This is a genomic window from Occultella gossypii (assembly GCF_019947135.1).
Lineage (GTDB): Bacteria > Actinomycetota > Actinomycetes > Actinomycetales > Beutenbergiaceae > Occultella > Occultella gossypii.
The window spans coordinates 1-22,429 of record NZ_JAGSHT010000019.1; the positions used below are offsets into that span (position 1 = coordinate 1).

The following is a 22,429-nucleotide window of genomic DNA, read 5'->3' on the forward strand; positions in this document are numbered from 1 at the left end:
CCGCAGCCAGGACTCCAACTTCTCCCGGTCACCATCACGCAACTCCAAGGCCGGGGCAGGACGATTCGCCATGCCCCCATCATTTCAAGAACCAAAGCGTTCAAGAACTAACGACACGCGGCACTAGCCCACTCACTGCTCCGAGGCGAAGGACGCTCCGACGATCCCACTGTTTCGTGTCCATCTGCTTCTCCCGATCGAGGTCGCCGTCCGGTGGCCGGCCGTCCCCGACGCTACCGATGACGGGAGGCGCCTTCGGCGCGCGCTCTGATGAGCGGGCGCGCGACAGGCTCCGGATCGGTCGTGGCGCGACCGCGGTCTCGTCGCCTCGGCTGATGAGTCCGGACGGCCACGGGCGTCAAGGTCGGCGTGGGTCCCGGCATCCGCGGCTGCTGGGACTCTCACCAGCGCGCCGACGGCGTAGTGCTGGGCAGGACCCTGCAGAGGCACCGGCGCCCCCGCGGGTGCCCGCACACGCCGCAGGCGCCTATTGGTAGCTCACGAAGTCCGGCGTCGGGGTCACCGCGTAGGTCTCGGCCGGGGTCAGCATCGGGTGATCCTCGTCGATGAAGTTCTTCCAGCCCCAGTAGACCCCTGCCGGGGCGTTCACGTGGAGTGCGGCCCAGGTTCCGGCCTTCGCGGCCTGGGTGCCCTGTCCGTCGGCGTGGATGAGCAGGGACACCTCGGAGCGGGTCGTGTCGAGGTTCTCGCGGCCCTCGATCATCGAGAGGCTGAACTGGTGCAGCACGATCAACTTCTGCGGCAGCCGGTTCGTCTGGACGAAGTCGGCGAGGTAGTTCACCACCGAGTTGACCTCGTCGATTCCGACGCGCCCGATCTGGCGCAGGTGCACCTGGTCGGCACCGAGGCGCCACTCCGGGTCGAGCGCGATGCCCACGTTCGGGTACTGCAACAGCGACTCGTACTGCTGGATCTGGTCGAGGAAGCTGGTCCGGCCGGGCTGGAAGTCCAGCACCACGTACTGGCCGGCGGCCTGGGCGGCCTCGATCAACGGCACGAAGCCGTCGGCGGCCCACTCGTTCGAGTAGTTCCCGTCATCCCCGGCACTACCGGACGCGACGGTGACGATGATCTCGAGCGCCGGCACCACGGTGTCTGTGGTGAGCGGTTGGTACGTGGCCGCGACATCGGCGGCCCGTTGAACGGTCGCGGGTGTGTCCTGCTCACCGAGCAGACCGAGAGATGCGGTGTGCGGACTCCCGTACAGGGCGACGTACCGCTTGCCGGAGAACACGAGCTGCCCACCACCGGGCAACTCCGTCCCGGTCGCTGCGGTCTCGCTCTGCCAGGTGAACTGGGTCAGGTCACCGTAGGTGGTTCCGATGCCCACGACGGACGTCGCCGAGGCGAGCGCAGCCATCGCCTCCGCCGAGGCCCGCGGGTCGCCCGGGATCGCAAGCACCGTGCCGCCGGCGGCGCGCACCGTGCCCACCGCGGCCGCCTGGACCGGGTCACCGTCCGCGAGCGCGACGACGCCCTCGAGCCGCTCGGTGGGCTCGAACTCCGGCATCTCGCCGACCGCATCCGGCGCCTGATCCGGGTCGACGGCGTCGCTCGGGTCGGGATCGGCCGGGTCGCCGGAGTCGGTGGGTTCAGCGGGCTCGGTCGAGTCGGCTCCGTCGGTCGAGCCGGCGTCGCCCGCATCGGCCGCGTCGCCCGCATCGGCCGCCGAGCTCGCGTCGCTCGCGACCTCCTCACCAGCTTCCGATTCGCTGGGCTCCGCCGCACCGTCAGCAGGGTCGGTCGCAGCCGGATCCGTGGTCGCGGGAGCCTCGGTCGGATCGTCCGCAGCGACCTCCGGAAACACCTGGTCGGTCGCGAGCGCCGCCAGTGCGGCGACCTCGCCACCTGCAGCCGGCACCTCCGCCTCGGTGAGATCGAGGCCGAGCAGCTCGCCGAGGTCGCCCACGTCGCCCGGTGCGGGCTGGATGTTCAGTCCGGTGATGTCGATCGACTCGAGGACGACCCCGCCGACGGTCACCACGGTGCCGACCCCCAGGCGGATCCATTCCTGCTCCACGCCGAGGTCATCCACGCCGGTGAGCAGCACGGGCGCACCGAGCGCCGCGGCGATGGAAGCCGCCCGGGCGCTGGCGTGCACATCGGCCGCCGGCGCGACCACGACGACCTGGGCGGACTCGAAGAACGTCTGGCTCGCCATCATGGCCAGCTCACTCGCGTCGCTGGACGCGAACAGCGTCGTCGGTTCGGCCGGAGCCTGCGTGACAGCGGCGGGCCGCGGTCCCTGAGACGTCGTCGGATCGGACGGATCGGGATCGAGGTTCACGTTCCCGTCGCAGCCGGCCACGACCAGAAGCGCAGCCGCCACAACGGCGAACAACGCGCGCGAACGATGACGCAAGGGATCTCCCCACCCAGATCTCGACCCACTGACAGCCCCGGAACGCGGGGCAGCACCACTGTACGCAATGGATCTGAGCGTCCGGCGGGACCTCCTACCCGGCTACCTGCCCGGACCCGCCGGATCCGCCCATCCGCCGGACCTGCCCGGCCCCCAGTCGCAACCCGGCGTCGATCCGATCGCCGCCGAGCACCAAGGTTTCCACGACGAGCTCTCCGCCCAGACAACGCAACTCGTACCCGCCGTCGTACTCACGTAGCTCACCCCAGCCCCCGTCGGTCAGCACCGGCCAGCCACCACCGACCGGCGGCACGTCCAACGCGAGCGTGCCGCTGGTCGCGTCCCAGCGGTGCCCGGTGACGGCGTCCAGCACGCTCCAACCGGAGAGCGCGCGCACGTAGTGGTCACCGCACTCCACCTGGTTGTACGGGTTCCGGCGGCGCCCGTCGTATCGGCCGCGCAGCCCACGCAGCACGGCGTCCGCCTCAGTGGTGAGGCCCTCCATGATCAAGTGGGCCGCGAGCTGCCCCTCGGAGCCCGTCCACACCTCGTCGCAGTACCGGGTCGGCACTTCGGGCCGCCCACCGCTGGGCCAGGTGCACATCAGGAGCCCGGTCTCGTCGCCGTCGGCGAACACGCGGTACCCGTTGACGAAGTCGGTGAAGCCGGTGCGCAGGTTGTGGCGCACCACCGACCGCAGCGCCGTGCGCACGTGCTCGGCCGGCAGGATGTGCCCGAGGCCCAGCAGGTGAGCCCACCACTGCCCGATCAGCTGGTCGCTGAGGCACCCGGACTCCCACTGGAACTCCCGCGGGTCGCCGTCCTCGAGCACCTGCACGTAGTACTCGCCGGTGAACAGGGCCTCGTCGTAGGCGGCGCTGCCCCGCTCGAACCACCCACGCCACCGCCGCGCCACGTCCTCGCGGCCGACGAGCCGCGCCAACTCCTCCCCCGCCCGCAGCGCCGCGAGCCACAGCGTTCCCATGAACGGGTTGAGCCCGGCCAGGTCGATATCATGGGTGGACGGCTGGATCCCGTGCAGCATCCCGGTCCCGCCGGCGTCCCACTTCGCCGCCACGTACTCGACCAGCCGCTCCACATTCGGCCAGTACCGCTCCAGCCACTCCTGCCCCGCGCCGCCGCGCACCTCCCGGTACGTCTTCAGCACCGTGCCGAGCATCCCGTCCAACGCCGGCTCCTCCGGCCCGCCGATCACCCGGTCCCACAGCTGCGGCAGATACGTCGGCGAGATCACACGGTGCGGGATGAAACCCTCCGGTGCCTGCATCACGTCGAACTCGCACTCGCGCATGTCCCTCTCGATCTGCGGGAACAGCCGCGCGATCCCCTGGGCGTAGTTGTACACGTGGGTGCAGTTCAGCGGGCAGGAGCCGCCGACCGCGCCGCCCCACATCGTGGTCGAGGCGCCCTGCACCCCCTCGAACCCGAAGAAATGCCCGTCCGCCGTCCGGAAGAACGTCGGACTGCGCACGATCGCGGCCTGCGCCGCGAGATGCTCGACGGCGTCGCTCGCCAGTGCCGTCCCGCGCAGCATCGTGGTCCACGCCCGGGAGTCGGCCTCCAGCTCCGCCCAGTCGCTGCGGACCCGCGTGGCGACCGCCTCCGCGTCGGGGTGCACGGTCGTGTAGTGGTTGCCGAGCCAGAACCGGGTCGGCCCCCACTCGGGTCGGATCCCGCCGAACTGGACGAAGTTCATGTACCGGTTCGGGAAGTGCCAGGTCAGCGCGAACCGCACGGTGACGCTCTCGCCCGGTTCGACGGAGAACTGGGCGGCCAGGCCACCGTTCCAGGTGCTGCCCTCGGGGCTGGCACCGGAGGCGGCCCAGCTGCCGCTCGGCTGCGGGTCCGCGATCGTCGGCGGCAGGTGCGCCCAGTCCTGCGCCCCGAACGGGTGCCGCGCCCGCAGGAAGTCCAGGAACTGCCGCGGGTGGGTCCACTGGGGCAGCGCCGAGGTGTACGGGGCGTCCGCGGTGAGCACCATCTGCCCGGCGCCCGGGTCCTCGGGAGCAAGCGTGTGGTTCTCCAAGATCAGGTCGGTCCATCCGTCCCGGCGCCGGATCCGGTTGGTGTTGCCCCCGTACCCGGGCGCCCGGACGCCGTCGGGCGCCAGCGTCCCGTCGGAGCCGACGGCGTTCTGCACCGCCCCGCCCAGCCACCCGTGCACCGGCGTGACGTCGGTGTTCGTGATCGTGAAGGTGAACATCGCCGTCGGCAGGCTGCTGCGCTCGAGGTCCAGCGGCACCATCGGGGTGAACGCCTCGAGGCTGATCCGGACCGGGAGCTCCTCGTCGTGGTAGTCGACCCGACCGAACGGGTAGGTGCCGGTGAAGGTCGTGCCCTGGACGCCGTCGACCTCGGCGAGCAGGTCCCGCTGCCACTGCGGCACCTCGTCGTCGCTGACCATCGGGGTCCGCGTGGTGGCCGGGTCCGCCGGCGGCGCCTGGAGCACGCGCACCGCGTTGAACGGCGGCTCCCACTGTGCGATCCGGACGGCGAAGAAGGAGTACGGCAGGTCGCCACGGTGGTTGCCGATGTTGTGCAGCTGCCACTGCCGCAGGCCGCCGTCGGCGCCGATCGCGAGGTTCCCGGTGCCGATGCCGCCGAGCGGCATCGCCACGTGCCGGCCCTGCGTGTGGTCGATGGAGCGGGCGACGGCGGAGGTCGCCTCCGTGGTCGGGCGGGAGTCAGTCATCGGTGCCGTTCGTCGTGGGGTCACTTGATCCCGGAGATCCGGATGCCGCTGATGATGTAGCGCTGGAAGATCAGGAACAGCACGATCACCGGCGTCGCGGCCAGGGTGGACCCGGCCAGCAGCAGCCCGTACTCGACGCGTCGCTCCGACCGGAACGTGGCCAGGTACTGCTGGATCTGGGTCAGCGCGGAGTCCGGTTCGGTGATCGTCATGATCGGCCACACGTACGCGTTCCAGAATGCCAGGAACGAGGTGATCCCGACCACCACGAACACCGGCTTGGACATCGGCAGGAAGATCGCCGTGAAGATCCGCCACCGGTCCGCGCCGTCGATGAGGGCCGCCTCCTCGATCGACGTCGGGATGCCCAGGTAGAACTGCCGGATGAAGAAGATGTGCACCGCCGCGGCCGCGCCCGGGACCACCAGGACCGCGAGCGTGTTCAGCAGCCCCATCCGGGTCACCACGATGTAGGAGGTGAGCAGGATCGCCATGCCCGGGATGAACATGGTCATCAGGACGACCACCCAGATGGTCCGTTTGAACGCGAACTCCAGCCGCGCGAACGCGTACGCGGCCATCGAGTTCACGGCAAGGCTCAGCGCCGCGAACAGCAGCGCCCCGCCGAAGGACACCCCGACCGCCCGCAGGAACTGCGGGTCGGACGCGATGTCGACGTAGTTCTGCGGTTGCCAGACGTCCGGGAAGAACTGGAACGGGGAGCTGACCACCTCGTTGCGGGCCTTGAAGCCGGAGATCGCCATCCAGGCCAGCGGGAACAGCGCGGCGAGGAAGATGACAGCCGCGTACACGTACCGCAGCACGGCCCAGCCCCGGCCGCCGGCGCGAGCAGACCGCCGGCGCCGGTGCACGGCATCGCGTGCCCCGGCCGACAGGGCAGGGTCGGGTTCAGTGACGATGATCGGTGCGGACGCAGCCATCAGGCATCCACCGCCTTCTCGGAGTTGATCACCCTGAAGATCACCGCGGACAGGCCGCCCAGCACCAGGAACAGCAGCAGTGCCGCGGCGATCGAGTAGCCGACGGTGTCGTCGTTGGTGAAGCGTAGGAAGATGTGCAGGTTCGGCAGCAGGGTGGACTGCACCGGGCCGCCCGAGGTCATGATCAGCGGCAGCTCGTACTGCTGGATCGTGGCCACGAAGCAGGTGACGAGCAGGTACAGGCCGATGTTGCGCATCAGCGGGATCGTGATGAACACGGTCCGCTGCCACCAGTTCGCCCCATCCAGCTCGGCCGACTCGTAGTAGCTCTCCGGGATGTCCAGGAGCCCGGCGAGCATGATCAGCGACGCGAGCCCGAGGCCGAGCCAGATCGCGGGCGCGGTCAGCGCGAGCAGGGCCGTGCTCGCACTGCCCAGCCACGGCTGGTTCTCGAACCCGACCAGACTGATGAGCCAGTTGAGCAGCCCCTGCCGGTACTCGTAGATGAGCACGAACACGATCGAGGCGATCACACCCGAGATCACCGTCGGGATGTAGATGCTCACCTTGAGCAGCGTCCCCATCCTCTGCCCCATCGTCTTGACGAGGTTCGCGAACACGAACGCGAGGATCAGGATCGCCGGGACCACGATCACCGAGAACCGCAGGCCCCGGCCGATCGACGCCCAGAACACGGGGTCGGCGAGCACCAGGCGGAAGTTGCGGAGCCCGACGAACACCGACTCCGTGTAGAAGCTCCAGTTGAAGAAACTCACGTACCACGCGTAGACGAGCGGCCACAGCACGAAGATCCCGAGCAGGACCAGTGCCGGGGCCAGCATCAGGAACGCGATCCGGTTGTCGCGGTGGGCCGGCTTGGGGCGGCGGCGCGCCCGGCCCTGTGCCGGTGGCGCCTGCGCCTGGATTGTCGTCATCTCATCACCTTCGAAGAGTCACGGGTCGGAGGAGTCCGAGGCCGGGTGGGTGGGCCGCACCGGCCCCACCCACCCTTCCTGCGTCAGCTCCCCGTACCGGCCAGTTGGGAGTTCGCGATCTCGGTGTTGATCTTGTCGTTCGCCGCGGCCAGGGCCTCGGACACCGGGGTGCCCTGCATGGCGGCCTCGATGGCCTCCCCCATCGCCAGGCTGACGTTCCAGGGGTAGCCCGGCTCCGGCTGCGCGAACGGCACGATCTCCTCCTGGATGACCGCGTTCCACGGGTTCACGCTGTCCACGTCCGGAAGCGCGCTGATCGCCTCGGCCACGGACACCCGCGGCGAGACCTTGGAGAACTGGGTGGCCTCGAAGAACGGGACCACGTTCTCGGTGTCACCGCCGAGCGCCCACTCGATGAAGGCGGCAGCCTCCTCGGCCACCTCGGTGTTGCCGTCGACGGCCCAGGTCCAGCCGCCGAGGGTCGCCGTGGTCTGGCCGCTCTGCCCGTCGAAGGAGGGCATCGGGGCGACCGCCACGTTCGGGACCAGGTCGGGGTAGTCGTTGAGCAGCTGGCTGGCCGCCCAGGAGCCGTTCGCCATCATGGCGTACTGCCCGTCACCGAACGTGGACGCGTCCGGGTAGCCCACGCCGTCCGCCGGCGGCAGCGCCCCGCTCGCGAACAGGTCCTGGAACGCCTGCAGCAGCGGTGCGTAGTCCTCGGTGGCCATACCCTCGGACCAGTCGTCACTGATCGGCAGGTGGCCGGCCACGTTCCACTGGTAGCCCCAGGTGGACCAGGACAGGTCCGGCGCGTTCTGGGCCAGCCGCATCCCGAACACCTCGTCGTTCGTGAGCAGTTCCGCGTCCGCGACCAGTTCGTCCCAGGTGGTCGGCGGCCCGTCGATCCCGGCCGCCTCGAACAGGTCGGTGCGGTACCAGAGGATCGCGGACGGCTCCACGAGCATCGGGTAGGCGTACTCCTCGCCGTCGACCGTGACCGAGCCGCGCACGTTCTCCTGCAGGTCGTCCCAGGCCTCGGCGCTGATCAGGTCCGAGAGCGGGGTGATCTGGCTGGTGAGCGCGGCGTTGCGGACCCCGCCGTAGTTCATGGTGCGGATGTCCGGGGCGTTCCCGGCGGCCTGCGCGGCCGTCATCCGCTGCTCCCAGGCATCGCCGGGCACCGCGGTGAGGGTCACGTGCACCTCGTCCTGGGACTCGTTGTAGGAGTCCACGACGGATTCGTACCACTCGTTCTCCTCGTCGGTGAACGACTGTTGCCAGAACGTCACCTCGGTGACCCCCTCGGGAACCTCCTCGCCACCAGCGGAACCGTCAGTCCCGCCGTCGGGCGTTCCGCTGCAGGCCGCAAGCACCAGAGCGGTGGCGGCCACGACACCGAGGCCGCCGGTCAATCTGCGTGTCGAACGCATCTCATCCTCCTTGATGATCGGCTCCCGTGGAGCCTCGGTTGGTTTCACGCGGGCGCTGGCACGAGCTCGGCGCTGTACCAGAACACGTTGTAGGGACCCCAGATCGAGAGCGTGAAGTAGATCGTGAGGCCGTCATCGCTGACGTAGCGGGGATTCAGGTACGGGCTGTACAGCCCCGGCGTCTCCGCCTGGGTGGTGAGTACGTGCGGCTCGCTCCACGGACCCCAGGGGGTGATGCCCTCGGCGAGCACCGCATCCCCGTCCGTGGAGTAGGTCATCAGCCACCGTTCCAGGGTGGGGCTGTAGACGACGGAGAGTTCACCGATGGTTCCGTCGAGGACGGTCTGCGCGTCCGCCATCGACTCCGACCAGACCGGCTTCCCGTCATCGTCGGTGCCGGCGAAGTACCGGTACGCGCCCAGGTCCTCGACGGCCTCGGTGCTGGCCGGGACCTTCATCAGCTGTACCCCGCCGAACCGACCGGACGGGATGGACCAGAAGTACAGGAAGTCCTCCCCGTCCTCGGTCACCTCGGCCACCGAGACCTGGACGAAGTTCGAGTCGCCGGGCCACTGGGGGGCTGGCAGCGTCTCCCAGCTTGCGCCGCCGTCGGTGCTGCGGGCCAGGCCCGCGTGGTTGGCGTCCCACTGGCCCGGGTCGCCCCAGTGCCGCACCGACATGTACTGCAGGTAGAGCGTCTCCCCGACGGCGAAGCCGTGGGTGGGGATCTTCGTCACCTCTCCCCCGGCGTCGTTGCCGTCGTGCTCGCCGGGCACCACCTCGAGGGCGAGCCCGATGTCGTCGAGCAGCCAGCCGTCGAACTCCAGGCCGTCGGTCGGGTCGTCGTCGGTGGTGTAGGCCACCGCGTTCGAGCGCCAGTTGCCGCCCTGACCCCCGACGGCGTCGCTTTCGCGGGTGCCGAACGTGTCCCCGAACACGAGGTAGGTCGTGTCGCCGACGTTGAACATCGAGCCGAGGTCGGTGCCGGCCACGGCCACCGTAGCGGTGTCGTTGAGGGTGCTGTCCGGCCCGGTGAGCTGGGCGATCCGGGTGACGTTCGCGACGCCGTCGAGCACGAACGGGCGGTCGGGGTCGGTGTTCACGTCGGGTCCTCCTCCGGTCGAGCCGCACGCGACCAGCGCCGCCGTGGCGGCCGTCGCCGAGATCGTCGCCATCGTCGCCCGCCTCATCCCAGTCTCGGCAGCCGCTGGCCCACCGGCGCGAGCCTCAGGTGCTCGGCCGGGGTCTCCTGGTACCAGTAGGCGGTGGAGGAGAGGTCATCGCTGCGGCGGTTCGCATGACCGTGCTCGATGGTGACCCGGATCGACGTGGTGAACGGCACCGGGTCCTCGATGTGGAACCGGTAGGTCGAGACCTGCCCGGACCAGTTCTCACCGCCGGGCAGCGTGATGCCGTGGTACGGCGCGCTGTAGCTCTCCGACGGGCACCAGGCGGTGTTGAAGTAGTCCTCGGTGCCGGTGCCGTGCAGGCTCGGTGGCCACGCCTCGCCGTCGACGAAGATCATGTCGTCGCCCTCGCCGTACCAGTTCCACTCGGCGGTATGGCGCAGGTTCGTCACGTTCAGGACGCAGCCGACGTAGTGCCCGCGGCCGGCGGTCTCCAGGATCGTGTAGTTGCCGTCCCCGGTCAGGTTCGGGCCCTCGAACAGCAGCTGGGAGTTCGTGAGGCCCGCCGCGGCCCTCTCGTCCAGGCCGGTCGTCGGGTTCTCCCGGTTCCAGGACGCGTGGAACCGGCCGAGGCCGTCCTCGAGGGCGTCGAAGGAGTCGTAGTCGATGTAGTAGTAGAACCAGAGCACCTCTTCGGTGCACTCGCTGATGATCTCGAACCGGGCCCGGGTCGCGAACGGCATATGGAAGAACGAGTTCAGCGCCTTGCCGTCCTGCGGGCTCATCTGCAGCGGCGCCGACGCGTAGTTCACGGTGCGCCCGTGCCCCACCCCGAAGAAGTCCCCGAGCGGCACGAGCACCGACGGGTGCGGCGAGTCGTCCCAGTAGACGGCGAGCACCAGCTTGCGCAGGAAGTCCCGGTCGGCGCTGTCCGGCGTCGGCGCATCCCGAGGCGCCACGGTCATCCAGATGTGGTTGATCGACCCGGCGCCGCGCAGGTCGGCGAGCTCCACGGTCTCGCCGGGGTGCAGCGTGAGTCGGTCCTCGTTGCCCCCGGACCGGTCCCAGCTGGACGCGCGCAGGCGCCGGTGCGTGCGAAGCCGCGGCAGGTCCCGCAGGCTGCTGCCGTGCGGGCCGTAGCCCCCCAGCGCTGTTGCCATCTCGATCCTCTCCATCTCCGCGGTCATGTCCGTCTCGCTCAGGTCCCTACCGGCGCGCCGGCGAGTTCGAGCACCTCGGCCCGGGTCGGCGCGGCCGGCGCGCCGCCACGCCGGGTCACGGCGACGGCGGCCGCAGCGTTCGCGAACGCCACCGCCTCGGTGAGTGCGTCACCGGCCGCCAGGCGGGCGCCGAGGCTGCCGCAGAAGGCGTCCCCGGCGCCGATCGTGTCCACCACGTCGACCCGGTGCCCGGGCACGTGCACCTCCGGACGGCCCGGCTCGAGCACGAGCGCGCCGTCCGGTCCCAGGGTGACGATCAGGGCGTGGGTCCGGCCCGCCGCGGCCCGCCGGGCCACGTCGAGGACCGGTTCGTCCGGGCCGGCGCCGGTGAGCTGGCGTAGTTCGCCCTCGTTGGGGATGAGCACGTCGACGGCGTCCATGAGGTCCGTGGGCACCGTCGCGGCGGGTGCGGGGTTGAGCAGGACGCGTACACCGGCGGCCCGGGCGATCCGGGCCGCGTGCACGGTGGCGTCCATGGGCAGTTCGAGCTGGAGCAGCAGCACCGCCGCGGACTCGATCCGGTCGCGCGCGGCCTCGACGTCGGCGACCGTGACGGCCAGGTTCGCCCGTGGGATCACGATGATCGAGTTCTGGCCGGCCGGGTCCAGCACGGGCAGGCCCACCCCGGTGCCGTGCTCGGGATCGGTGCGCAGGTCCACGGCCCCGATCCCCTCGCCCGCGAGGAACTCGCGGAACTCCGTGCCGAAGAGGTCCTCGCCGAGGCGGCCGATCACCGTGGTGGCGGCCCCGACCCGGGCCGCGGCGACCGCCTGGTTGAAGCCCTTGCCGCCCACGAAGGTGGCGAAGTGCGAGCCGATCAGGGTCTCACCCGGGCCGGGCCGGCGCGGGGCGGTGGCGACCAGGTCGTACATGAAGGAGGCGAGCACGCAGACACCGCCGCGGCCCATCAGCGGACCGGCGTTCATGGGGTCACCTGCCGCGGTGCGGAGGACACCTGCCGCGGCGCGGCCCCGAGCAGCTGGTGGCCGAGCGCCCCGCCCGGGTGCCGTTCGGCGAACTGCGCCGGGGTGAAGCCGGAGAGCGTCATCAGCGCGATGGCGAGGGCGTCGCCCACCGCGAGCGTCGACGCCGTCGACGCCGTCGGGGCGAGCCCGAGGGGATCGGCCTCGCCGTCCACGGAGATGTCCAGCACCACGCGGGCGAAGAAGGCCAGCGGCGAGTCCGGGTTGCGGGTCATCGCGATGATCGGCACATCCCATCCGGTGAGCATGTGCGCGAACTGGCACACCTCGGCCGTCTCACCGGAGTTCGAGATCAGGATCGCGACGTCCGCCGCGGTGGCCGCGCCGGAGTCGCCGTGCAGGGCCTCGCCGGCGTGGACGAACTGCGCCGGGGTGCCGGTGCTGGCGAGCGTGGCCGCGATCTTGTGGGCGATGTGGCCGGACTTGCCCAGCCCGGAGACCAGGACCCGACCGCTGGAGGCACGGATCAGGGTGATCGCCTCCGCCAGGGCGGGCTGGACCCGGTCCGCGGTGCGGGCGATCGAGCGGGACTCGACGAGCATGGCGGCATGGGCGGCGGAGATCGCGTCCGCAAGGGTGGCCACGGTGCCCCTCTCAGTGCGTCGGTGCATGAGCGTTACGTGCTGGTAATCGATTACTGGAAATCGATTACTTGAGAGTAGGTGCGGCACGCGCGGATGTCAACGGCCTACGACCGACGGGTTGCGACGGGCCGCCCGGACCAGGCACGTCCCCGCCGCTGTCACGTGCCGCCGCCCGCCGTCACGCCCTCCGCCCGCCGTCACGCCCTCCGCCCACCCTCACGCCCCGGCGAACGCGAGGTTGTTGGCTTCTGCGGGCGGTCAGGAGCCAACAATCCCGCGTTCGACGGGCCGAACCGTGACCTGGCTGGCCGTGGCCGGGCCGGGCCGGCCGGGCCGGGCCCTGGCCGGGCCCGACCGTGGCCCGACCCGTCAGAGGATCTCGAGCCGATCCGCGTCCGGGACGGGCGGCCGGGTCGTGTTCGGCGCGTCCAGGTAGAAGAACGCGGTCGAGGCGATGTCGTCGTGCAGCGGGAGGTAGCGGCCGCCGCTGCGCCAGCCGAGGGCCTGGATGTCCACGGTGAGGTCGGTCTCGAAGTGGATCGGGTCCGGCACGTGCCAGCGGTACATGCCGAACCGCTGCTGGGAGGCGTACAGCCCGTCGGGACGCAGCACCTGGTGCAGGCCCAGGTACGGCGTCGTGAACTCCGTGTAGCCCTGGCCGGGCACGTCGAAGTTCCACGCACCTCCGAAGTAGTCCTCGGTGCCGGTGCCGGCGATGGTCGGGTACCGGTCGGCCGCCGAGGCGTCCCCGTCCAGGTAGAACTTGATCTCGCCCTCGCCCCACCACCCGGTCGAGTTCACACCCCAGGCGAGATACGTGCCGACGTACTGGCCGCGGCCACGGACGCCGTCGAGCAGCACGTGGGTGGTCGCGTCCGGCAGCGGGTTGCTGCGCCGCCACTGCGCGTGCAGCCGGCCGGTGCCGGCCACGTCCCCGCCCTCCTCGTAGGTGATCTGGAAGTACACGACCACGGGCTCGGGACCGAGGTTGGAGATGGTCAGGTGGGCGCCGTCGGAGAACGGCATCGGCCAGTAGGAGTTGAACCCGCCATGGGGGTTCACCGCGACCATCGCTGAGCTGAGCTGGGCGAAGGCGCCCCAGCCCTGACCGAAGAAGTCCCCGACCGGAACCTCGATCGCGGGTTCGCTCGAGGAGTCCCAGTAGCCCCGCAGCAACAGCCGGCGCCAGTTGTCGGTGTGCGTGGTCAGCCAGATGTGGGTGATCCGTCCGGCACCGAGGATCCGGGCCAGGTCGTAGGTCTGCCCGGGCTCGATGCGCACGCTCGGGGAGACCTTCCAGCCGACGCCAAGGTCCCGGGCGGCCTCGGCGCCGGTGCCCGTGGTGGCCCGCCCTCCCCCGCCCTTGGCGCCGTCGGGGTTCTCCGGGCTGATCGAGCGGGTCCGTACGTCACGGAGCGCGGCGAGGTCGTTGTTGAACATGAGGTCTCACATCTGTGTCGGAAGCGGTCGGGCGAGTCAGGCGGTGGCGGTGGTGCCGCGGATCTGCAATCGCGGGGGCAGGAGCAGATGGATGGGTTCGATCTCTGGGTCCTCGGCCCGGGCCACGAGCCGCTCGGCGGCCCGGGTGCCCATCTCGTCGACGGGCTGGGCGACGAGCGTCACGGCCGGACTGACCATCTGGGTCCACCGGTCGTCGTCGACGCCCACGAGGGAGATCTCGTCCGGCATCCGCAGCCCGCTGGCCTGTACGCCGCGGTAGGCGCCGGTGGTCAGCGGACCGTTCATCGCGAAGATCGCGTCCGGGTGGTTCCGCTGGTTCGCGAGCGCCGCCCGCACGGCCGTCTCGGCGTCGTCGATCTTGAGGTCGGTCCGCACCATCCGGGCCGGATCGAGGCTCAGCCCGGCGTCGGTGAGCGCCATCCGGACGCCCTGGAGCCGGTCCTCGGTGGTGCTCACCCCGGACGGCCCGGCGAGGCACATGATGTCGCGGTGGCCGAGCGCGAGCAGGTGCTCGGTGGCGAGCCGCCCGGCCTCGACGTTGTCCAGCAGGATCGTGTCCCCGCTGAAGTCGTGGACCCGCCGGTCGACGACCACGGTGGGCACCTGCGCGGTCAGCAGCGCACTCAGGTCGGACTCCGCCTCCGAGGTCACCGAGACCACCACGCCCGCCATCCGCTGTGCCACGGCCGTGGCCAGGTAGGAGCGTTCGCGGTCGAGCTGCTCGTCGGTGTTGCAGAGCATCACCGCGATGCCGGAGCGGACCGCGACGTGCTCGACCGCGGTCACCAAGGACGTGAAGAACGGGTTCTGCACGTCGGAGACGATCGCGGCCCAGACGTCCGCGCGCTGGCGCCGCAGGGCCCGGCCGTTCGGGTTCGGCACGTACCGGGTGACCTCGGCGGCCCGGCGGACCCGCACGGCCAGCTCCGGGTCGACGGTGCCGAGCCCGTTCAGGACCCGGGACACGGTCGCCGTCGATACCCCGGCTTCCCGGGCGACGTCCGTGATCCGTGCCGCACGCTGCTGCCCGCTCACTGTGTCATCCTCTCGCCGTCGCCGGTCCCCGGCGGTGCGCCGAACACCGCCAGTTCGGACACCGACGTGTACCCGGCCCACCCTCCGGCGCGACCGACCAACCGGACCCCGGTGCTGACCTGTGGCGGCACCGTGAACGTGTAGGTCCTCCTTCCCGTGGCCGTCCAGTCCGCGGGGTAGGGCGGGTCCACGGTGGCCGGCACGACGGTCCAGTCCGCGCCGCGGCGGACCTGCACCTGCGGTGGCGCGTCGAACCAGCCCGACCCGTAGTCGTGCGGGCCGGAGGTGAACTCCAGGCGTTCGAAACGGACCGGAACGGGCCAGGTGTAGCCCCAGTACTCGGTGTCCTTGCGGAGTCCGTTCCAGGAGTCCTCGGCCCGGTCGGTGCGGCCGTCGTTGAGGACCTCGAGGCGCCCGCTCCGGCAGGCGGTGGCGATCGCGCGGGTCCCGGGCGCGGCGGCCAGATTGCCGTCGGCGGTCTCGACGGAGTGCGCCGGCTCCGCAGCGCCCGCCGCCGGCATCGGGTCCAGACGCAGCGGCCGCAACGAGAAGTGGTAGCTCGAGCCGCCGTAGGTCGAGGCGCCCACGAACCAGTTGGACTGGACCCACACGTCCCGGCCGTCCGCGCTGAGGAACTTGCTCGGGATGGTGGTGGCGTAGCCGCCGTGACGGGGCTCGGCGGAGCGCGGGCCGGCCCACGGGAACGGGCCGAAGTCGTGGCTCAGGAACGGCCGCCACGGTCCCCACGGTGCGGGTGCCTCATAGAACTCGAACGTGTACTCGGTCCAGGACGTGTACAGGTACCGGGCCAGACCCGGGTTGTAGACGACCCCACCCTGGGCGAGCACCGACCCGGGCACCGGCGGCGGCGCCATCGGGACCGGCGCCGCGGTGCCGACCCGACGGGTGTCGGTGAGGACGGCGACGCGATCGGTGAGACGAGGAGACCAGGAGGGGACGCCGTCGGGCGTGAGGCCGGTGAAGAACTCCCAGGTGGCGCGGTCCAGGACCGAGGCCGCGGGGACCCTGGCCAGGTACAGGTCCTGCGGGTCCGGCACGACGTTCGAGTAGGAGGTGCGCCAGTTGTGGTCGAGGCCGTAGGCGTACACGTAGCCGGCCGGGTCCGGGTCGCCCGGGGCGACGGCGTCGCGCAGTACGGCGGCACCGGTGTTGCTCTGTCCGAAGTCGAGGAACATCACCGTGGTGAACTCGTCGGTGAACATGGCACGCTCAGGTGCGGTCCAGGTGCGGCCGTAGTCGCGGGAGCAGACGATGCCGGCCGCGGGCGCCGTGTTGAACGTGTCCGGCGAGGCGCCGCAGCGCAGGTCCTGCACGGCCAGGTAGAGCTCGTCGTGCCCGTCACCGTCGCCGTCGACGGCGACCATGCCGGTCGGCTTGCTGTTGAACCGGGCCGGGTCGGTCCAGACCGGCGCGACGTCACGCCCGGAGGCCAGCCGCTGCCCGGTCAGGCCGGTGGCCGGGTCGCCGTCGATGCGGTTGATGACGATGTCCGACCAGGGCCCGTCGGAGAATCCGAGCCCGTCTCCGCACGCGGCATACAGGCCACCGTCGTCGGCCCACGCGCTCGGCCAGAGGTCCCCGTCGCTGGGCGAGGAGACGGTGGCCGCGTAGGTGACGGCGGCGACCGCGAAGAAGTCCGACGGCGGGGGCTGGGTGTCGGGGCGTCCGGCACCGCGGCGGGTGGTTCCGTGGGCGTCGGTCCCTGCGCGGGCGGTTCCGGGCGCGTCGGCCTCCGTACGGCCGGAGCCGTGGGACGGCACGCTGCGCCCTGTGGCCGCGTCGGTGCGCGGGGCCACCCCGGGTATCCCGGTGAACTCCTCAGAGCGAGTCACGCCGCCTCCAGTGCCGGTAATCGATTACGCGTAATCTACCCACATCTGGCAACCCCGGGCTCTACCGCCGCCTACTCCGCGAGTCCGAGCACGCCGTCGGCGGGGACCAACCCGCGGCCGACGAAGGTGGCCGTCACGGCGCGCGCCACGGTGGCGAGGTCCGAGACCCTGGTCTCGGCGGCCACCGAAGAGGTCACGGCGGGGTCGACATCCTGGCCGAGAGCGGCCGCGCACGCAGCCGTGACCTCGGCGAGCGGCGCGGTGTCGCCGACCTGGATCACGGAGCTGACCTGCCAGGCACTACGGGAGACCCGCTGCGCGGTGCCGCTGATCTTGACGGCCCCGCGGGCGTTCACGCTGAACTCACCCGGGCAGTACTCGGCGGGCACCGGTCCCACCCGGGCGTCGATGCCGAGCCCGGCGAACACCGCGACCAGCGCGTCGGCATGGGCGGCGAAGCGGTCCCGGGTCTCGATCCGCGTCCGGGCGTCGGCGCCGTACTGCTCCACCACGAGGCTGCCGGGGTGCAGCGGCGCGAAGGCCCCGCCGACCGGCCGCAGGACGGGCCGGAAGCCCGCCGCGCGGGCGATCTCGACGGCGGCCGGGTATCCGGGATGCAGCGCGTCGCGCCTGCTGAACGCGACCACTCGGCCGGGCCTGCGCAGGTGCAGCAGGCGCACTGGGCCGTTCGCCTCGTGCAGCAGGTGCAGGAAGCCGGGCACATGCGCGAACGGGTCGCCGGAGTGGACGTTCCGGACGAGTTCCTCGCGCCAGCGCGGCAGGGGCGCGTCGGCCCACTCCCCCGGCGGCGCCTCGGCCGCAGTCATCATCGTGGGGGTTCGGTGCCCGTCCCGGCCGGGCCGGGACCGGCGTCGGTCCCGCCACCGGAGCGACCGGCCGTCCCGCCCTCACCAGGAGCGTCCGACTCGAGCCCGTCGACCTCCTCGAGCGACACAGGCCATTCGAGCGAACGGGCCCGGGAGGCGCTGCGCGGGGTGTCCCGCGTCGCCGTCGGGTCCTCGTCCGCAGGAGCGGCGGGGTCCTGTTCCGACGGCGGCGCAGCTGCGGCCTGTTCCGGCGCCGACGCGGCTCCCGCCGAGCCGTCATCGAAGGACGGCGACGCTGCCGCATCGAGCCGGCCGGCGGTACCGGCGCCGAGAGTTCCCGCGGCGGCCGGATCCCGTTCGGCCTCCGCGTCCGCTCCGGGCTGCTGCTTCCGCGAGCCCTTCTGCTTCCGCGCGGCCGGCTCATTCGCCACGGCGTCCTCGTCCGGCCCTGTCTTCGAGATCTGCCCGGAGGCGACCTTGCCCCGCAGTTCCTCGAGCTCGCGCTTGCGGCGCCGCGAGTTCCAGACCAGGTACCAGATCGCCACTGCGAGCAGCACGGCGACGATAACGCCGACGAGGCTCCAGATCGGGAACTGCTCGGCTGCGATAAGCATCTCGATCCGGGCCGCCTGGGTGCTCTCCAGCCCGCCGACCGCCACCGCCAGGGTCAGCACGTTCGGCGCCGTGAGCAGGACCGCGATCCCGCCGATGATCAGCCGGGTCCGGACCGCGTATTTCGCCCGGATCGCCCACACACCGAGCGCGATGGGCACCGCTGTGAACGCGAAGCCGACCACCAGGCCGAGCAGGATCCCGGCACTGCTGACGCTGTCGACCTGGTCGCCGATGAGCTGCGCCCACCAGAGGGGCAGCACGGCACTGCCGATCAGGTACAGCACCACCAGCACGGCCACGGCCGCGAGCACGATGGTCGGCCACCGCAACCACGCGGGCATGGCGGCCTTCGCTCCGATCGTGGCATCGCGTCCGGGCTTGGCGGCCCGTCCCGCGTCCCCACCCTCGTTCTCGGGTGGGTTCGCGTCCCGGGCTGATCGTGGGCTCATGCGGCCATCTTGTCAGGCTGGGCCCGCGCCGCATCCCCGGCACTCCGGGCTGTGACCCTCAGACCAGCGAGTCCTCCCACGCGTGGTGCAGCGCCGCGAACCGGCCGTCCCCAGCGATCAGTTCCTCCGGGGTGCCGTCCTCGACGACACGGCCCTCGCTCATCACGAGCACCCGGTCGGCGATCGCGACCGTGGACAGCCGGTGCGCGATGATCAGCGCGGTCCGGTCGGCGAGCAACGTCTGCAGGCCGCGCTGCACCAGCCGCTCCCCGGGGATGTCCAGGGAGCTGGTCGCCTCGTCGAGGATGAGCACGGCCGGATCGGCCAGGAACGCCCGCGCGAACGAGATCAGCTGGCGCTGGCCGGCGGACACCCGCCCACCGCGCTTGTTCACGTCCGTGTCGTAGCCGTCCGGCAGCGCGAGGATGAAGTCATGTGCACCGACCGCGCGGGCGGCAGCCTCGACCTCCGCATCGGTCGCCTCCGGCTTGGCCAGGGCGATGTTGTCCCGCACCGTGCCGGAGAACAGGTAGGCCTCCTGCGTGACCATCACGATGGCGCGACGCAGGTCCTTCGAGGAGAGCTCCCGCAGGTCGACGCCGTCGAGGGTCAGGGAGCCACCGGTCACGTCGTAGAACCTGGCCACGAGCTTGGCGACGGTCGACTTGCCGGCACCGGTCTGCCCGACCAGTGCGATGGTCTGCCCGGCCGGGATGTCCAGGTCAAGGTCCGGCAGCACCACCTTGCCGGCGCCGTACCCGAAGGTCACGTCCGTGAACTTCAGGGCGCCCTTGGCGTTCGGCAGCGGCACGGGCTCGGCGGTCTGACGGACGGTCGGGACCTCCTCGAGCAGCCCGGAGATCTTCTCGAGCGCGGCCGACGCGGACTGGAACGAGTTGTAGAACATCGCCATCTGCTGGACCGGCTGGAAGAACCGCTTCGTGTACAGCAGCGTCGCGATCAGCACACCCACCTCGAGCGAACCGTCGAGCACCCGGAACCCGCCGATCGCGAGCGCCACGGCGACCGTGACGTTCCCGGTGAGCTGCAGCGCCGGGTCGTAGATGCCGTTCAGGCCCATGGTCCGGGCGGTGTTGGCGCGGTAGTCCTCGGTGAGGTCGCCGTAGCGCTCGTTGTTGGCGTCCTCGCGGCGGAACGCCTGCACGGCTCGGATCCCGGTCATGTTCTCGACGAAGTTCACGATCAGTCGCGCGGAGGCCACCCGGGAGATCCGGTAGAGCACCTGGGAGCGCTTCTGGAACCAGCGGGTGATCAGCCACACCGGAATCGCCGCGACGAGGAGCACCAGGCCCGCCTGGACGTCCAGCAGGAACAGCGAGATGGCGGTGAACACCATGTACAGGAAGCCGGACGCGAGCGACGTCACGCCGGAGTCGAGGAGCTCGCGCAGCGCTTCCAGGTCCGAGGTCTGCCGCGAGATGATCCGACCCGAGGTGTAGGACTCGTGGAACTCGAGGCTGAGCCGCTGCGTCTGCCCGAACACCCGCTGACGCAGGTCCAGCAGCACGGTCTGACTGACCCGCGCGGCGAGCCGGATGAACGCCGCCGTGGTGGCGCCGGCCACGATCGCGGCAAGCACGTACCCGCCGCTGATCCAGATGGCCGGACCCCAGTTGCCGGCCTGCGCCTGCGGCAGCGCGGTGTCGACGGCGAGCGCGATCAGCGCCGGACCTGCCACCCGGGTGGCCTGCGCGACCACTACGAGCACCACCGTGACGATGAAGACGCCCCGCAGCGGAGCGAGCGTCGAGCCGAGCAACCGCAGCGACCGCCGTCGGACGATCTTGCTGTGCTCGCGGCCGAGCACGCTGTTCTCCTCGTCCGCCACCCCGATGGGCACGGACGTGGGCGCCGGGGTCCCCCTCATGAGCGCACCTTCCCCACGAGCTCGCTCTCCTCTTCCTCGATCAGGCTCGAGATCACGAACCGGTAGTGGTCATGGCTGACGAGCAGCTCGGAGTGGGTGCCGACCCCGGTCACCCTGCCGTCCTGGAGCACGGCGACCCGGTCGGCGAGCGCCACCGTCGAGGGACGGTGCGCCACGATCAGGGTGGTGGTGCGCTCGAGCTCGGCGCGCAGCTGCTCGGTGACGGCCTCCTCGGTGGTCACGTCGAGGGCGGACAACGGGTCGTCCAGGACGAGCACGTGCGGGCGGGCGGCGACGGCCCGCGCGAGCGCGAGACGCTGCCGCTGACCGCCGGACAGGCTCATCCCCTCCTCGCCGATCAGGGTCTCGACGCCGTCGGGCAGGTCGTAGACGAACTGGGCCTGCGCGACCGTGACCGCCCGGTCCAGGTCCGCCTCGTCGTCCTGGCCGGGTGGCGCCCCGAACAACACGTTCTCGCGCACGGACGCCGAGAACAGGGTGGCGTCCTCGAACGCGATCGAGACGAGCGTGCGCAGGTCCCGGCGGGTCATGTCGCGCACGTCCACGCCGTCGATCCGCAGCGAACCCGCGGTGACGTCGAACAGGCGCGGCACCAGCGCGGCCATGGTGGTCTTGCCGGATCCGGTCAGGCCCACCAGGGCCATGGTCTCGCCGGCGCGGACGTGCAGGTCCACCCCGGACAGGACCTCCTCGCGCGGGGCCTCGCTCGGTATGGAGGTTTCGGCCGGGATGAGGTCGATCGGCGGGGCATCCGCGTAGTGGAAGTGCACGCCGTCGAAGCTCACCTCGCCGCGCGGCGCGGTCACCCGGACCGGCTCGGCCGGGTCGGTCACGGCGTTCTCGCTGTCGAGGACCTCGAAGTACCGGTCCACCGCGGTCTTGGCGTACAGGGTCATGGACACGAGCTCACCGAGTCGCTCCACCGGCCCGTTGACGACGCCGGCGGTGGCGAAGAACGCGACCAGGGCGCCGACGGTCATCTGCCCGTCAACGACGAGCCAGATCCCGAGGAACACGCACAGGCCGAGCACGACCTCCGAGATCGTCATGATCGCGAACGAGAACGCAGACAGGGCGCGGGCCTTGCGCAGCTCCGTGCCGCGCAGCTCGTCGGCCTGGGTGGAGAAGTTCTTGTAGGCCTCGCGACCACGACCGAACGCCTTGAGCACCCGGATGCCGTGCACGGACTCCTCGACGGTGGTCGCGAGGTCGCCGGCCTGGTCCTGGCTCTGCCGGGAGATGCGGCGGAACCTGCGTGAGAACCGGTAGGAGAAGATCACCACGGGCAGGGCGCCGATCAGGTACGCGATCCCGAGCGGGCCTGACATCTGGATCATGAGCACGATCCCGACGATGATCGTGGTCGAGTTCACCACGAGCATCACGATCCCGAAGGAGAGCCAGCGGCGCAGGCTGGACAGGTCGCTCATGGACCGGGACAGCAGCTGTCCGCCCGGCCACTGGTCGTGGAACGAGACCGGCAGGTCCTGCAGGTGCCGGAACAGTGACATCCGCAGGCCCGCCTCCACGCGGGTGCCCGGGATCAGGATGAATGCCCGACGAGCGGCGATCAGGCCGGCCTCGAGGATCCCGAGACCGAGAACGAGCAGGACGGCGAACCAGACCCCGGAGGTGTCACCTTCGTCGACGGACCCGAGCAGCGGACCGTTGACGGCGAACTCGAGGACCTGCGGGATCGCGAGCGCGCAGAGGCTGGCACCGAGGGCGCAGACCATGCCGGCGATCAGGCGGGGTAGGGCCGGCTTGACGAACGGGTAGAGCCGGGCAAGGGTGGCGACGATCGGCGTGTCCGCCGAGGAGGTCGCTGGGCGGGACTTCACGAGTGCGTCTGGGGTGTTCGAACCTTTAGTGACGGCATGGCAGAGCTCTGACCTCCGAGGGTGCAGGTCGTTGGTGACTTCCGCATCGGCCGTCCGACGGGCGCAGTCGGCGGGAGATACGGC

The 22,429-nt window shown here is 71.0% G+C and carries 16 protein-coding genes; all 16 read right to left on the bottom strand.

The features are described from left to right. Positions 1 to 487 precede the first annotated feature (487 nt). The 16 genes from KCQ71_RS19970 to KCQ71_RS20045 all read right to left on the bottom strand — a co-directional run bounded on the left by KCQ71_RS19970 (position 488) and on the right by KCQ71_RS20045 (position 22,306). Positions 488 to 2,383 carry a hypothetical protein gene (locus tag KCQ71_RS19970; protein ID WP_223409246.1) on the bottom strand — a complete coding sequence of 632 codons (1,896 nt, stop codon included), beginning with the start codon at positions 2,381 to 2,383 and terminating at the stop codon, positions 488 to 490. Between the two features lie 94 nt (positions 2,384 to 2,477). Then, complete coding sequence (locus KCQ71_RS19975; protein ID WP_223409248.1) at positions 2,478 to 5,096, bottom strand: GH116 family glycosyl-hydrolase; 2,619 nt, start codon at positions 5,094 to 5,096, stop codon at positions 2,478 to 2,480. Between the two features lie 20 nt (positions 5,097 to 5,116). Next, positions 5,117 to 6,037 carry a carbohydrate ABC transporter permease gene (locus KCQ71_RS19980; protein ID WP_223409250.1) on the bottom strand — a complete coding sequence of 307 codons (921 nt, stop codon included), beginning with the start codon at positions 6,035 to 6,037 and terminating at the stop codon, positions 5,117 to 5,119. Continuing rightward, complete coding sequence (locus KCQ71_RS19985) at positions 6,037 to 6,972, bottom strand: carbohydrate ABC transporter permease (RefSeq protein ID WP_223409252.1); 936 nt, start codon at positions 6,970 to 6,972, stop codon at positions 6,037 to 6,039. Before KCQ71_RS19985 ends, KCQ71_RS19980 begins: the two co-directional genes overlap by 1 nt. Before the next feature lie 83 nt (positions 6,973 to 7,055). Further along, on the bottom strand, positions 7,056 to 8,402 hold the full coding sequence (locus tag KCQ71_RS19990; protein ID WP_223409254.1) for an ABC transporter substrate-binding protein: 1,347 nt from the start codon (positions 8,400 to 8,402) through the stop codon (positions 7,056 to 7,058). 44 nt (positions 8,403 to 8,446) lie between these two features. Continuing rightward, complete coding sequence (locus KCQ71_RS19995; protein ID WP_223409256.1) at positions 8,447 to 9,577, bottom strand: glycoside hydrolase family 183 protein; 1,131 nt, start codon at positions 9,575 to 9,577, stop codon at positions 8,447 to 8,449. Positions 9,578 to 9,588: 11 nt separating this feature from the next. Then, positions 9,589 to 10,689, bottom strand: a complete 1,101-nt coding sequence (locus KCQ71_RS20000) for a glycoside hydrolase family 172 protein (protein ID WP_223409258.1) — start codon at positions 10,687 to 10,689, stop codon at positions 9,589 to 9,591. A 38-nt stretch (positions 10,690 to 10,727) separates the two neighbouring features. Beyond that, entirely contained in the window at positions 10,728 to 11,675 is a 948-nt protein-coding gene (locus KCQ71_RS20005) for a ribokinase (protein ID WP_223409261.1), read from the bottom strand. Beyond that, positions 11,672 to 12,316 (bottom strand): KpsF/GutQ family sugar-phosphate isomerase, encoded by a 645-nt coding sequence (locus KCQ71_RS20010; RefSeq protein ID WP_223409263.1) that lies wholly within the window; start codon positions 12,314 to 12,316, stop codon positions 11,672 to 11,674. Before KCQ71_RS20010 ends, KCQ71_RS20005 begins: the two co-directional genes overlap by 4 nt. A 369-nt stretch (positions 12,317 to 12,685) precedes the next feature. Continuing rightward, positions 12,686 to 13,756 (bottom strand): glycoside hydrolase family 172 protein, encoded by a 1,071-nt coding sequence (locus KCQ71_RS20015; protein ID WP_223409265.1) that lies wholly within the window; start codon positions 13,754 to 13,756, stop codon positions 12,686 to 12,688. A 36-nt stretch (positions 13,757 to 13,792) separates the two neighbouring features. Then, entirely contained in the window at positions 13,793 to 14,812 is a 1,020-nt protein-coding gene (locus KCQ71_RS20020) for a LacI family DNA-binding transcriptional regulator (protein ID WP_223409267.1), read from the bottom strand. Continuing rightward, on the bottom strand, positions 14,809 to 16,665 hold the full coding sequence (locus tag KCQ71_RS27740; protein WP_223409269.1) for a DUF4185 domain-containing protein: 1,857 nt from the start codon (positions 16,663 to 16,665) through the stop codon (positions 14,809 to 14,811). The genes KCQ71_RS20020 and KCQ71_RS27740 overlap by 4 nt, the downstream gene beginning before the upstream one ends. A 71-nt stretch (positions 16,666 to 16,736) precedes the next feature. After that, complete coding sequence (locus KCQ71_RS20030) at positions 16,737 to 17,492, bottom strand: lipoate--protein ligase family protein (RefSeq protein ID WP_223409271.1); 756 nt, start codon at positions 17,490 to 17,492, stop codon at positions 16,737 to 16,739. Beyond that, positions 17,492 to 18,556 (bottom strand): hypothetical protein, encoded by a 1,065-nt coding sequence (locus KCQ71_RS20035; protein WP_223409273.1) that lies wholly within the window; start codon positions 18,554 to 18,556, stop codon positions 17,492 to 17,494. Before KCQ71_RS20035 ends, KCQ71_RS20030 begins: the two co-directional genes overlap by 1 nt. 58 nt (positions 18,557 to 18,614) lie before the next feature. Further along, positions 18,615 to 20,444 (bottom strand): ABC transporter ATP-binding protein, encoded by a 1,830-nt coding sequence (locus KCQ71_RS20040; RefSeq protein WP_223409275.1) that lies wholly within the window; start codon positions 20,442 to 20,444, stop codon positions 18,615 to 18,617. Further along, positions 20,441 to 22,306, bottom strand: a complete 1,866-nt coding sequence (locus tag KCQ71_RS20045) for an ABC transporter ATP-binding protein (RefSeq protein WP_372454066.1) — start codon at positions 22,304 to 22,306, stop codon at positions 20,441 to 20,443. Before KCQ71_RS20045 ends, KCQ71_RS20040 begins: the two co-directional genes overlap by 4 nt. Positions 22,307 to 22,429 lie beyond the last annotated feature (123 nt).

Coding starts and splice junctions, on each gene's coding strand:
- KCQ71_RS19975 (WP_223409248.1), bottom strand. CDS start 5,096: ATGACTGACTCCCGCCCGACCACGGAGGCGACCTCCGCCGTCGCCCGC.
- KCQ71_RS19980 (WP_223409250.1), bottom strand. CDS start 6,037: ATGGCTGCGTCCGCACCGATCATCGTCACTGAACCCGACCCTGCCCTG.
- KCQ71_RS19985 (WP_223409252.1), bottom strand. CDS start 6,972: ATGACGACAATCCAGGCGCAGGCGCCACCGGCACAGGGCCGGGCGCGC.
- KCQ71_RS19990 (WP_223409254.1), bottom strand. CDS start 8,402: ATGCGTTCGACACGCAGATTGACCGGCGGCCTCGGTGTCGTGGCCGCC.
- KCQ71_RS19995 (WP_223409256.1), bottom strand. CDS start 9,577: ATGGCGACGATCTCGGCGACGGCCGCCACGGCGGCGCTGGTCGCGTGC.
- KCQ71_RS20000 (WP_223409258.1), bottom strand. CDS start 10,689: ATGGCAACAGCGCTGGGGGGCTACGGCCCGCACGGCAGCAGCCTGCGG.
- KCQ71_RS20005 (WP_223409261.1), bottom strand. CDS start 11,675: ATGAACGCCGGTCCGCTGATGGGCCGCGGCGGTGTCTGCGTGCTCGCC.
- KCQ71_RS20015 (WP_223409265.1), bottom strand. CDS start 13,756: ATGTTCAACAACGACCTCGCCGCGCTCCGTGACGTACGGACCCGCTCG.
- KCQ71_RS20030 (WP_223409271.1), bottom strand. CDS start 17,492: ATGACTGCGGCCGAGGCGCCGCCGGGGGAGTGGGCCGACGCGCCCCTG.
- KCQ71_RS20035 (WP_223409273.1), bottom strand. CDS start 18,556: ATGAGCCCACGATCAGCCCGGGACGCGAACCCACCCGAGAACGAGGGT.
- KCQ71_RS20040 (WP_223409275.1), bottom strand. CDS start 20,444: ATGAGGGGGACCCCGGCGCCCACGTCCGTGCCCATCGGGGTGGCGGAC.